At 44.3% G+C, this 12215-nt stretch carries 10 protein-coding genes; 4 read left to right on the top strand and 6 right to left on the bottom strand.

Annotation, left to right across the window (positions count from 1 at the left end):
- Positions 1 to 31: 31 nt before the first annotated feature.
- Together OW495_RS11390 and OW495_RS11385 are read right to left on the bottom strand one after the other, a co-directional pair.
- On the bottom strand, positions 32 to 1048 hold the full coding sequence (locus OW495_RS11390) for a nuclear transport factor 2 family protein (protein ID WP_016788980.1): 1017 nt from the start codon (positions 1046 to 1048) through the stop codon (positions 32 to 34).
- Between the two features lie 161 nt (positions 1049 to 1209).
- On the bottom strand, positions 1210 to 2505 hold the full coding sequence (locus OW495_RS11385; RefSeq protein WP_017105501.1) for an MFS transporter: 1296 nt from the start codon (positions 2503 to 2505) through the stop codon (positions 1210 to 1212).
- Between the two features lie 348 nt (positions 2506 to 2853).
- Between OW495_RS11385 and OW495_RS11380 the strand changes: the two genes are divergently transcribed.
- Both OW495_RS11380 and OW495_RS11375 read left to right on the top strand, forming a co-directional pair.
- On the top strand, positions 2854 to 4395 hold the full coding sequence (locus OW495_RS11380) for a sodium/solute symporter (RefSeq protein ID WP_076671277.1): 1542 nt from the start codon (positions 2854 to 2856) through the stop codon (positions 4393 to 4395).
- A gap of 43 nt (positions 4396 to 4438) precedes the next feature.
- Positions 4439 to 5809 (top strand): L-serine ammonia-lyase, encoded by a 1371-nt coding sequence (locus OW495_RS11375; protein ID WP_289886594.1) that lies wholly within the window; start codon positions 4439 to 4441, stop codon positions 5807 to 5809.
- Between the two features lie 127 nt (positions 5810 to 5936).
- Here OW495_RS11375 and OW495_RS11370 read toward each other — a convergent pair whose 3' ends face one another.
- Positions 5937 to 6422 (bottom strand): Lrp/AsnC family transcriptional regulator, encoded by a 486-nt coding sequence (locus tag OW495_RS11370; RefSeq protein ID WP_017110015.1) that lies wholly within the window; start codon positions 6420 to 6422, stop codon positions 5937 to 5939.
- 122 nt (positions 6423 to 6544) lie between these two features.
- Between OW495_RS11370 and OW495_RS11365 the strand changes: the two genes are divergently transcribed.
- The gene (locus OW495_RS11365) at positions 6545 to 7144 is read left to right on the top strand and encodes a LysE family translocator (RefSeq protein WP_017056995.1); all 600 of its coding nucleotides are present in this window, start codon (positions 6545 to 6547) and stop codon (positions 7142 to 7144) included.
- Between the two features lie 159 nt (positions 7145 to 7303).
- Here OW495_RS11365 and ahpF read toward each other — a convergent pair whose 3' ends face one another.
- Together ahpF and ahpC are read right to left on the bottom strand one after the other, a co-directional pair.
- Positions 7304 to 8896: an alkyl hydroperoxide reductase subunit F gene (gene ahpF / locus OW495_RS11360; RefSeq protein ID WP_102541519.1), complete on the bottom strand. Its 1593-nt coding sequence runs from the start codon at positions 8894 to 8896 to the stop codon at positions 7304 to 7306.
- Between the two features lie 199 nt (positions 8897 to 9095).
- Entirely contained in the window at positions 9096 to 9653 is a 558-nt protein-coding gene (gene ahpC, locus OW495_RS11355) for an alkyl hydroperoxide reductase subunit C (protein ID WP_004736364.1), read from the bottom strand.
- 435 nt (positions 9654 to 10088) lie between these two features.
- Here ahpC and OW495_RS11350 point away from each other — a divergent pair, with 435 nt between their 5' ends.
- Positions 10089 to 10580 carry a VOC family protein gene (locus tag OW495_RS11350; protein ID WP_010439712.1) on the top strand — a complete coding sequence of 164 codons (492 nt, stop codon included), beginning with the start codon at positions 10089 to 10091 and terminating at the stop codon, positions 10578 to 10580.
- Between the two features lie 133 nt (positions 10581 to 10713).
- On the opposite strand, the gene OW495_RS11345 is transcribed toward OW495_RS11350, so the two are convergent.
- Positions 10714 to 11928 (bottom strand): 4Fe-4S binding protein, encoded by a 1215-nt coding sequence (locus OW495_RS11345; protein WP_289886587.1) that lies wholly within the window; start codon positions 11926 to 11928, stop codon positions 10714 to 10716.
- Between the last annotated feature and the right edge of the window lie 287 nt (positions 11929 to 12215).

Below are 12215 nucleotides of genomic sequence, written 5' to 3'. Positions count from 1 at the left end.
TTCTTCAATCTTTTGGATTAAAGCGTTTCGATTACAGCGTTGGGTTCATGATGGTTGAAGTGCGTTCGAACACATCTAGACCTTGCTGTTGTAGCCAGTAAGGAAGGTCGATAAGCACCCAGTTCTCAGACAGTTTGTCACCGTCGCGGTAGTAAACGTCAACCACTTGCATGTTTGCACGTACTTCGCCGCCAGTCATACCTAGGAAGCCACCTGTTGGTGTGTTTGATAGGTTTGGCCAACCGAAGAAACAAGAGAAGTTACCTTCAGCGAAACGACAAACGTGGCCGTTGAACTTCTTGTCTTTCAGGTTGTTACGGAAAGGAAGTTGGTGCTGTTGTTGGTAACGAGGAATCGTGTAAGACGCGCCGATACCACATGGGCCGTACCAAATCATGTCTTTTGACCAGCTCTTCGCAAGTACTTCTGGTGGACAACCCATTGCGCCGCTGTCGTTAAGTGCAGAAAGGTCATCAACCATCTTGTTGACTAGGGCAAGTGTCGCAACGCCTTCTTCTGGAGCCGCGTCTTCGAATAGCAGACCATCGTGATTACGTGGGCCAGGGTAAACGAAGTGCTTACCTGTTGATGGTGGAAGTGGGTAGCAACCCGCTTGGTCCATCATGCCTAGAAGATCTAGGAACAGGCCTGTCTTTGTGATCTTGCCGTCAACAACACAGTTAAACTCTGCGTAGCGAACGTTCATGATCTTGCCAGTAGGGCGCATGCCTAGGTATTCAGCGTCGAACAGACCCATGAAGTGACCCATGCTCATTACCCAAATTTCATCTGGGTTAACTTCGTTGTTACCACCGATGAAGATATCTTGACGACGCTGCATGCGTGTCATTGATTTCATCATTGGAGCCCAGAATACGTCAGCCGCAGCTTGAGCGCCTTCTTGCTCGCGGAATGGGTAAACACCGCGCCATAAGTAATCTTCAGACGTGTGTGCTTTCAAAACTTCAGCAACGTTTTCGTGAGTAGCGTTTTCCATTGCGTCAAAGTAGTCACGAACAATGCGTTTAGCTTCTTGATATTTAGACATAATTAATTCTCGTTTTGTTGTCGAGTCAACATTCGGAACAGGACTCGATTTGGATTTTGTTACCGGCTGACTTATCAGCCGGATTGATGTTTATTTCGTATCTTTAGAGGTCTTCAATTTTTAGAGGTTTTCAACTTCTAGAGTTTTTCAACTAAAGGGGATTAAGCTTTTGCTGTTTCCGCTTTTTTGCTCTTGTCGAAAATGCCGCCTTTCAATGTTTCTGGTAGAGATAGCCACAGTAGACCAGCCAGAATCCATACGATTGGCGAGCCCCACATTGCTGTCGCAAGATCGCTGCGCTCTTGAATGAATACCAACACCATTGGAGCCCACATGCCGATGATACGACCACCGTGGAACAGAGCTGCACCGAAGCTACGTAGGTGAGCTGGGAACAACTCAGAGAAGTAGCCACCCCATACCGCAGAAGCAGACAGACCGAAGTTGTAGATAAGACCTAGGATAGCCAGCATGTTTAGGCTGCCGATCATCACGTCGCTTGGTGCTACGAAGAAGACTGAAGCCATAACACCCGCAAGAATGAAACCAAACGCGTTCACTTTACGGCCGTATTTGTCGGCGATTGCACCCCACACCCAAGCACCGAATAGAGAACCGAATGCTGAGATAGAGAAGATGATGCCGATAGTTGAACCGTCAAATTGGCGAACTTCTTTCAGGTACGTTGTCACGAAGCCTGAGAAGAATTGGTAGCCATAGAAGTTAAGGCCAGCCAATAGTAGACAAGTGATGGTTAGCTTGCGGTAAGGCGCGCTTAGCATTTCACCCCAAGAACCTTTCTTCGCTGGTTTATTCGATGCTTCAGCCGCGGCTTGATCTTCTTCACCGTAAGCGATCACTTTCTTGTCGCTAGGCAGGATGAAGATCATCAGTGCTGCAGCAACTAGAGGAGGAATACCACCCACCCACATTAGGCTCTGCCAAGGTGCATCGATGCTAGAAATGAATGCCGCGTATGCGCCCATTGCCATTAGAGCAACCGAGAACATAGAAGAAGCGAATGCCGTTAACTTACCGCGAACGCTTGGTGTGAATAGGCCGATCATCAGGCTTACTGCTACGGTGAAGTAGCCACCTAAAGAAATACCGATGATGAAACGCATTGCTGCCCACATCGCGTAGTCAGTAAACATCATGTTGATGATGGTTGCGCCACCGTTCAGTGCAGTGATGACAATAAGAGTCGATTTCTTACCAAAGTTTGATGCCACCCATGCACAGCTCAGAGCACCAATAAGTGCACCAACCGACTGCCATGTATAGAACTGAGCAGTGTCTGCCAAGTTAATACCATCATACGCATCAACGATGTATGGGCGTACGTAGTCAATAATTACAAAGTTATAACAATAGAAAAAGTAGCCAACTAGAATTGCAAGATAAGCAGCTACCCTTTGAATCATAGGAACTTCGCTCATGTGTTTTTTAGTAGTCATGACCGATAAACCTTTATTTTTTATAGGGTGTTTTTAGTTTCGATTATTGTGTGGTGGTTATTGAACATCACCACACCATCTTCATTTCGGGAGAGATAATAGAATTTTTGTGGTTATTAGATCCGTGATCAAAGTCAATTTTAAAATGAGTGCGTACCCATTTTGTGTATTTTAGTGATCTTGATCTCATTAGATCGTTGTTTTGCGACTTTTTGGGCATTTAGAGTGTTTAATCATCTATCTTAGTGACAATACTCACACTTATTGTGGGTTTTTGAGGGAAAATATCCATTTTTGAGTACTATTGGCGGCGAATGAATTGCGAAATATAATAAACGGAATCTAAAAATGGTTACGTACTCAAGTTTTGTGGTTATTGCTTTGTATGTACTAACTACTCTATTTATCAGTTACTTAGTGAATAAGCGTTATAGCGTTGGTGGTGATTTCTCAACGGGCGGAAAGCAATTTGGTTGGTTTACGGCAGGTGTGTCGATTCTTGCAACCTACATCAGTGCGATGACGTTCGTGGGTATGCCGGGCTGGGTTTATAGCTCAGGCATGGAAGCGATGAGCGTCCATTTGAATTACCCAATAGTGATCTTTTTCGCTGTGGTTTTCTTTGTCCCGGTGTTTTACAAACTCGGCCTGACTTCGATTTATGAATACCTAGAGCACCGCTTTGGCGTTGTTGCTCGCACGATTAATTCCATCGTGTTTATTGTTGTTCAGTGTATTTCGGCTGGGGTGATTTTATATGCAGTTGCACTGATCTTGGTGCAAGTGTTGCCAGTGAGTATCTCCGAAGCGATCATCTACATCAGCTTATTTACCGCTTTGTATACCTATGCGGGCGGTATCTCGACTGTCATATGGACAGACATGTTGCAGTCGGCGGTGTTGATCATCGGTAGTATTGCGATTTTTGCCTTATTGCTGATGAAGATTGATGCAGGGGAAGTGTTGTCTCCTGAACACCTGAATATCATCAACCTCGATTTTGACTTGGGTGTTGATACCACATTGTGGGCAGGTGTAGTGGCTGTGAGCTTCTTGCACCTTAGCGTATATGGCACTAACCAACTGATTATTCAAAGAACACTGGCGACCAAGAACGTTAAGACTGCACAAAAATCGATGTTGCTTTGTGGTTACGGCGCGTTCTTTATTTATCTGTTTTTCTCTGTAATGGGCGTTCTTCTGAGTGTCTTTTATCAAGACCAAAGCTTTGAAAACAGCAACGAAGTGATTCTCGATTTTGTGTTTAACCATACCAACCCAATTGTTGTTGGTTTGGTGATTTCCGCACTATCGGCAGCGGCAATGTCGACCTTGGATTCCACTTATAACTCAATGGCGACAGTGGCAACGTTCGATTTCTATAAGCGTTTTTTCCGTAAGAAAGCTTCCGATGCACATTATGAATCGGTGGCAAGAAAAATGAGCCTTGTCGCAGCGGCGTCAGTTGTAGTACCGGCTTTGATGGCGGTTTCTAACGAATCTGTGCTCAAAACTATTGCTAGTCTAACTTCCATTTTTGTCGGTATTCGCCTTGGCTCTTTCATCCTGGGTTTGTTCTTCAAACAAGCGAATGAGAAAGGGGTGATTGCAGGCAGTATTGGCAGCGTAGCTGTGGTGTTCATTGCTAAATACAGTGGCATCTCTTGGCCTTGGTTTGCCTTGATTGGCACTGTGGTTTTCTTAGTGTTAGGTGTTGTCGTCAGTCGTTTCTGGGGAGAAGTGACCGAGCAACAAAACGAATTTATTGCCAAGCAGAAGCATTTGTTCGCTAAGCCTACGGCGAGTCATTACGGCTTGTTGGTATTTGCTGTTGTGACGATTGCTGCTTGTACTGTTATCCCTGATTGGCTTTATGCCGCTCTTTCTTAATGAGTAAACTTTTTCAACTGGTTAATTTTTAACAGGTAAATCTATGCTGTCCATTTTTGATATCTATAAAATTGGTGTTGGCCCTTCAAGCTCACACACCAACGGCCCAATGATTGCGGGTTTCCATTTCACACAATTAATCGCCGATAGAATCGCAGAAGTCGTTCGTGTTCAAGTTGATTTATATGGTTCGTTATCGTTAACCGGAATAGGCCATCACACTGACAGAGCAACCATCTTGGGTTTACTTGGCAATAAGCCAGACACCATTAAAATCACCAGCGCTAATGAAGCGATGCGCCTTGCTATCAACAGTGGTGAAATGCAGCTGAGTGGCAGTCACATCATTGGCTTTAACTACCAAACCGACATGCTATTTCATGAAGACAATCTGCCTTTGCATGAAAACGGCATGATGATTACCGCGTTTGACCATAGCGGTAATGTGATTGTTGATGAAACCTATTACTCGATTGGTGGTGGCTTTATTGCGACAGCGGATGAACTGCAAAATGGCACCAAAACCCAATCGGTCGAAGTCACCTTCCCGTTCAGCAGTGCGGATGAAATGCTCGCTCAGGCGGATCAAAACGGCATGAGTTTGGGTGGCATGATTCTACAAAATGAAGCGGCTTTCCAAAGCGCGGATGCTATTTCAGAAAAGGCCGATCAAATCTGGCGAGTAATGACTCGTTGTATGGAGCGCGGCTTTGAAACTGAAGGCATTCTTGATGGTGGCTTGAACGTCACTCGTCGTGCTCCAAACTTGTTGAAGAAGCTTGAAGCGAATGCGGCCGTTGAAAACGATCCAATGGAAATCATGGATTGGATTAACTTGTTTGCCTTTGCGGTGAGTGAAGAAAATGCGGCTGGTGGCCAAGTCGTGACATCACCAACTAATGGTGCCGCGGGCGTTATTCCAGCCGTGTTGATGTATTACCATCGCTTCATTAAAGAGTTGGATACTAAGCAGTTAAAAGACTTCTTAGCCGTATCGGGCGCGATTGGTATTTTGTACAAAACCAACGCTTCTATTTCTGGTGCCGAAGTGGGCTGCCAAGGTGAAGTGGGCGTTTCGTCTTCTATGGCGGCGGCGGGTTTAACCGCTTTACGCGGTGGCAGTAATGAGCAGATTTGCATTGCGGCAGAAATTGCGATGGAACATTCATTGGGTATGACATGTGACCCGATTGGTGGCCTAGTACAAGTGCCTTGTATTGAACGAAATGCGATGGGCTCGATGAAAGCGATTAATGCTTCACGAATGGCACTCAAACGTAACAGCAAAAGCCTGATCTCATTGGATAAGGTGATTGCCACTATGTATCAGACGGGTAAAGACATGAATAAGAAGTACCGAGAAACCTCACTCGGTGGCCTTGCCCTAATTCATCTTGCAGCGCCATGTGAATAGCCATCAAACCGATTAATTAGGCTCAATATCAAAGCCCAGCATCGTTAGATTTTAAAACTCTAAGGTGGCTGGGCTTTTAAGTATCAATTTTTGTTGCAAGACGACTGCTTATCAACTGGGAGCAAGATTATTCTCCAAGAGGGAGCTTATAGCTGTTTTTCAACTCTTTAACCGAGATATTGGACTGAATCGCACTCACGCCTTTTACTCGTCTGATCGAGCTAATACGCTCAAAGTACTCTTCTAAATCTTTCGCTAGCACTTGAATCATATAGTCGGCGCCGCCTGCAATACAGTGACACATAGGAATCCAATCGGTTACTTCGACAAACTCTTCAAACGGTTCTGTGTTTTCTACTTCATGGTTACCCAAGGTCACAAGAGTAAAACCAGCCACATGAAAACCAAGCTTTTTGCGGTTTAGCTTCGCGGCGTAACCATCGATATAGCCCGTCTCTTCCATACGTTTCCAACGGCGCCAACATGGGGTTTCGCTGAGGTTCACTTTCTCTGCGAGCTTACTGTTGCTCATGCGTCCGTCTTGTTGGATATGTTCTAAGATGGCGATATCTGTGTCATCTAACACTTCTTTGGTGGATTCTTTCTGTTTCATGGTTATTTTAGAAAAGTCTTGCTCAAATTTGGATTAATATTAGCCTATATAGCAATTTAATTCCTAGTCGAATCTGTAAACTCTCTCCGTATAAATACTTTACTTATTAGGAGTGAGAGGAAATGAGCTCTCAATTAATGCTGGCGTTCTTGCTATTTTCAACATCAATTGCAATTACCCCTGGGGCAGGCAATATCGCATTACTTGGGATTTCAAGTCGTTATGGATTTGCTGCGACTTTACCTTTTATCTCTGGAAACGCTGTTGGCATCATCATCGTACTGGCCGGTTCCAGTGTCGGTTTGGTGAGCCTATTTACCCTTTACCCAGAGCTATACAACATTTTGAAATACGCGGGTGCGGCTTATTTGCTGTTCATGGCGTGGTCGATTGCGAATATGCAAATCGAAGAAAGCACCACCGACAATCGCTCGGGCTTTATGTCAGGCGTGTTGGTACAGGTGTTGAACCCTAAAGGTTGGATTGCTTCATTAACTGTGTTTTCACAGTTCATCACCCCGAATGCTGATTACTTGATTCAAGTGGTGACCATTATCGCGGGTATGGTGATTACGGGCGTACCGTGCATGTTGGTGTGGGCGTATTGCGGCACCATGCTTAAAAAATTGCTGCAATCACCAAAACAGATGATGTTTGTGAACCGTTGCTTGGGTGGAAGTCTCGCGCTTGTTGTTGCTTTTATGCTTTATCAACCGGCATAAATCACAAAGAAAAAAACCACTCCTAAATCCATAGGAGTGGTGTCTAAATGTCGACTAAGTCGTTAACAGTAAAGAATTAAGTTAACAAATATTTAAGGAACTTGAGTTAAAAGCTTTTATGCCTAGAAGCTTTTAAGTTTTAAGTTTTAAGTTTTAAGATTAAGCGGTTTCAGCCTCTTTAACTGGAGCTGAATTACGGATTAGGTGGTCAAATGCACCTAAGCTTGCTTTCGCACCTTCACCCATCGCTATGATGATCTGTTTGTAAGGTACGGTTGTTACATCACCCGCCGCAAACACACCTTTCATTGATGTAGCGCCATGAGCGTTAATTTCAATTTCACCGCGTGGTGACAGCTCAACTTTTGAACCTTTCAACCATTCGCTGTTTGGCATCAGGCCGATTTGAACAAAGATACCCGCAAGTTCGATCTGTTTTAGCTCGTCGGTGTTGCGGTCTTTGTATTCCAGACCGGTTACACGGTTGCCATCACCAATCACTTGTGTGGTTTGCGCCATCTTGATGATTTCGATGTTTGGTGTTGCGTTCGCTTTGTCGATAAGCACTTGGTCGGCACGTAGTGTGTCTGCAAATTCAAGTACGGTTACGTGTTCAACGATACCCGCTAAATCAATCGCCGCTTCGATACCTGAGTTACCACCACCGATAACCGCTGTTTTCTTACCTTTGAACAGGGGACCGTCACAGTGTGGGCAGTAAGCGACGCCTTTATTGCGGTAATCTTGCTCACCCGGAACGTTCATTTCACGCCAGCGAGCACCGGTACTTGTGATAACTGTGAGAGAGCGTAATGTTGCGCCGCTTTCTAGCTCAACGTGGATGTAGCCGTCTTCTGTGTCTTCTGCCGCAATGATGTTCGCAGCGCGCTGCTCAGTCATTATCTCAACACCGTACTCTTTTACGTGCTCTTCAAGGCTAGCTACTAGCTTAGGACCTGTTGTCGCTTTCACGGAGATAAAGTTTTCAATCGCCATCGTGTCCATCACTTGACCACCGAATCGGTCAGCAACCACACCGGTACGAATGCCTTTACGTGCTGCGTAGATAGCCGCTGAAGAACCCGCAGGGCCACCACCGACAACCAATACATCAAACGGTGCTTGTTCGTTTAGGTTAGCCGCTTTCTTTTCTGCTGCGCCTGAGTCAACTTTGTTCAGGATCTCAGCCAGAGACATACGGCCTTGACCAAATAGCTCACCGTTAATGAATACGCTTGGTACCGCCATGATGTCGCGAGACTTCACTTCATCTTGGAATGCTGCGCCGTCGATCATGGTTGTTTTAACCAGAGGGTTAATCGCCGACATCATGTTGAATGCTTGAACCACTTCTGGACAGTTTTGGCATGATAGCGAGATGAAAATCTCTACATTAAGCTCTTGATCGAGTTCTTTAATTTGTTCGATTACGTCAGCTTCAAGCTTGATAGGGTGACCACCACTATGAAGCAGTGCAAGTACCAGTGATGTGAACTCGTGACCCATTGGTAAACCCGCGAAACCGATCGCAGTGCCTTTCTCTTGGTTCACGACCTGCATGATAGGGCGGCGAGTACTTGCGTTATCATCTCGAATTACTTCAATTTTATCGGTGAGAGAGGCGATATCATTCGCCAGATCTTGAAGTTTGTTCGCGGTATCGCTGCTATCAAGGCTCAGCACTAACTGAACATTGGTTTTTAGGTTTTCTAGGTATGCTTTTAGCTGCTGCTTCATTGCTTGATCTAACATAATCGTGCCTGCTCTTAAATTCTGTGTCTTGGTATTGACCAATACCTTCTTGCTGAAAAAGGAAAATAAAAAGGGGGCGCAAGTCGGCAAATATTGTGTTGTTGATGGCTTGAAAGGGTGGCGCGCAACTGCCCTTTAGGAGGGAGGCCGAAGCGCGCCTGTAGAACCGTTTTATTTGTTCTTTTTAGATAGGCTTAGATTAAATCTTGCCTACTAGGTCTAGAGATGGCGCTAGAGTCTCTTCGCCTTCTTTCCATTTAGCTGGGCAAACTTCACCTGGGTGAGCGGCTACGTATTGTGCTGCTTTAACCTTGCGTAGTAGGTCTTCAGCGTCACGGCCGATGCCTTCAGCTGTGATTTCCATTGCTTGGATAACGCCTTCAGGGTCGATTAGGAACGTTGCACGGTCTGCAAGGCCCTGACCTTCACGCATAACGTTGAAGTTGTTGGTGATGTTGCCTGTTTGGTCGCCGACCATGAAGTATTCGATAGTGCCGATTTTGTCAGAAGTATCGTGCCATGCTTTGTGAGAGAAATGCGTGTCAGTTGATACTGAGAAAACTTCTACGCCGCGAGATTGAAGCTCTGCGTATTTGTCTTGTAGGTCAACTAGCTCAGTTGGACATACAAACGTGAAGTCTGCTGGGTAGAAGAAGAATACAGCCCACTTGCCTTTAACGTCTTGCTCAGTGATTTCTACGAATTCGCCGTTTTTGAATGCTGTTGCGTTGAATGGTTTGATTTCTGTGTTGATCATGATTCGACTCTCTTTCTAATTTGTAGTGTTTAACGCTATCCCGCGTCGATGGAGCTATATTGCATTCGCACCGGAAATTAGTGAAATCGGACATTTCTATAGATTCAATAGGCGAATCCTATCTTCGAAAGGAAAGGACTATCGGTAAAAGCTATCAACAAAAACTATTAACAAAAGCCATCAAACATCAGCCCCCCCAATTTGAGTAGCTATGCTTTTTAGGTTGTTCTCTATTTAGGTAAGGGGAAGTACGGTTTCTTTACGCGAGTTGAGTTGAGTTGTTATACCAAACTGTAAATAACAAAAAATTATCATTAATATAATTTATGATAATTTCAGTTAATTGTCGCATCTCCATATACTCTCTCCATCGAAACGAAACACCGAAGCTAATCTTCGGAAAGCACAGAATTAAAAACGAATTTGGAGCAAGTTATGAAAATGAATCACGTAGGCATCATGGTTGGCGACATGGACAAAGCAGTCGAGTTTTACACTAAGGCTCTGGGTCTAAGAATCGTAATGAACAACACTAAGGTTATGGAAGAACGCGAATCAGCAATCGGCCGTATGTGTATCGCAGTATTTGGTGAAGGCTTCAAAGGCTTCAACATTGCACACCTAGTAACATCTGATGGTATCGGTGTTGAGCTGTTCGAAATGAAAGATCGTCAAGAGCGTCACGAAGTAGACTTCTCTCGCCTAGGCATCTTTCACTTCTGTCTACAGCTTCCAAAAGAGCAGTTTCATTCAGCGATTAAGCGCGTTGAAGAGTTTGGCGGTAAGGTTCGTATGGACATCATGCGTTACCACCCAGAAGACGAACTAAAACAAGCGCAAATGGTTTACCTAGAAGACCCGTTTGGCAACCTATTCGAATTCTACTCGCACACATACGAAGACACGTACGCGACTGATTACGAGTAATCGCGTTACCTGCCTGTCATAAGGTAGAAACCGAAACACCCCCTAAAGAGGATTGGTAGAGATACCAATCCTTTTTTTGCTTTGGTGAATGTAACTTGGATTTGGACACATTATGAGATTCAAAGAGCTAAGATCAATAGCTGAGGTAATCCATCATTTGAATTAATTGTATACGGATCTCATTGCTTGTTTGACTGTGCCAATAACCCAATGCAAAAGACAATAAAGGGATGCCGAACATAATCATTAGCACTAAAACGAGAAGATACTTAGATGACAACTGCCAACCATTGCGTGTTTTTAGTCCAAGTGCCTGCTTATTCGGACAAGCAGCAACACAGCGTAAACAAGCTTGGCATTCATCCGTTCGAATCTGTTTAGCGGTATGAATAATAATATTAGACGGACATGCGCGGGTGCATTTGCTGCAATTCAGATTATCTTTTTCATTTAAACAATGCTTAGTGTCTCGACGAATTTTAAATGGGCTAAGCAGGCTTGTTATCCCGAGTAGTGCGCCGTAAGGGCAAAAATATCGACAAAAAGCCCGTTGTCGCCATGCTGACATCAATAGAATGATGGCTAAAACACCAAGAGTAATCATTCCTGGTTCAACGAATACCCAAGCGGTTTTTACATCAGCGATTTTATGATAATTGCCATTGAGGTAATAAGTCAGGCTCGCGACAGGTATTCCGACTGAAATATAGGTAAAGAAAGCTAACAATAAGTACTTCATCATGCGTAATGGCCAGTCGATCCAAGCCGGTGGTAAATACGCTTTCTTCACAAACTTTAAGCGTAATTTATACAGATACTCCCCTGCGAGACCTAACGGACAAATCCAACCACAAAATGCACGTTTACAAGCAATACCAGTCACTACCACAGTCACGAGCATGACTGCGCCTGCCGGGTGAGTTTGATCCCAAAATCCAATAGAGAAGATAGCCTTAAGTTGAATAGCTGCAGCAATTGGTAAGAAAGCATCCGTAACATCCGGTCGCATGAAGCTCGGAGATATTTGATGAACAAGTAGCCATGTGTGAAGGGTGTACTGGATAGCCACTAAAAATAATGAAAGTGCCATCGCGTGTTGGCTGACTTGACGCAAAATATTTGTCTTAGGTGAAGCCGTGATGACGGTCGGTTTAAAGTGAAAAACGGAAGAGATAACAACCACCGCCAATGATAGAGCGATGAGCAGAGGCCAATAGGCTGCACTAAGTACAGCAATGATGATAATGCAGGAAGTTATTATGCTACCGAGCTTTTTACCGCTAGTGTAGAGAACACAAATGCTATAAATCAATGCAAGCATTAAGGTAAAGGATTCAATAAAAGTCATATAGCCACCGTTTCATTACAGAGTGGTACTATAAATCGCGTGGAAGAGTATGTCTGACGATTAATGAGCTAACTTATCTATCTTTGATATGAGTTAATTTTCATCAATATTTCGCCTAACCATTAAGGGTGATTTTTAATAACGTTAGCTGGGGTTATTAATAAAGTGAACAGAGATGATTAATCGCTAAACAGCATTTTTGAAATGCTCAGTAAGAAAATCCAAAAACACTCGAACCTTTAGGCTTCTTCTTGGTGAGAGGTGCAATGCGCTGACGGCTCGTTTCG

It is taken from the genome of Vibrio sp. 14N.309.X.WAT.E.F5 (assembly GCF_030397615.1).
Lineage (GTDB): Bacteria > Pseudomonadota > Gammaproteobacteria > Enterobacterales > Vibrionaceae > Vibrio > Vibrio lentus.
This window is presented reverse-complemented; position numbering and strand designations above follow the sequence as displayed.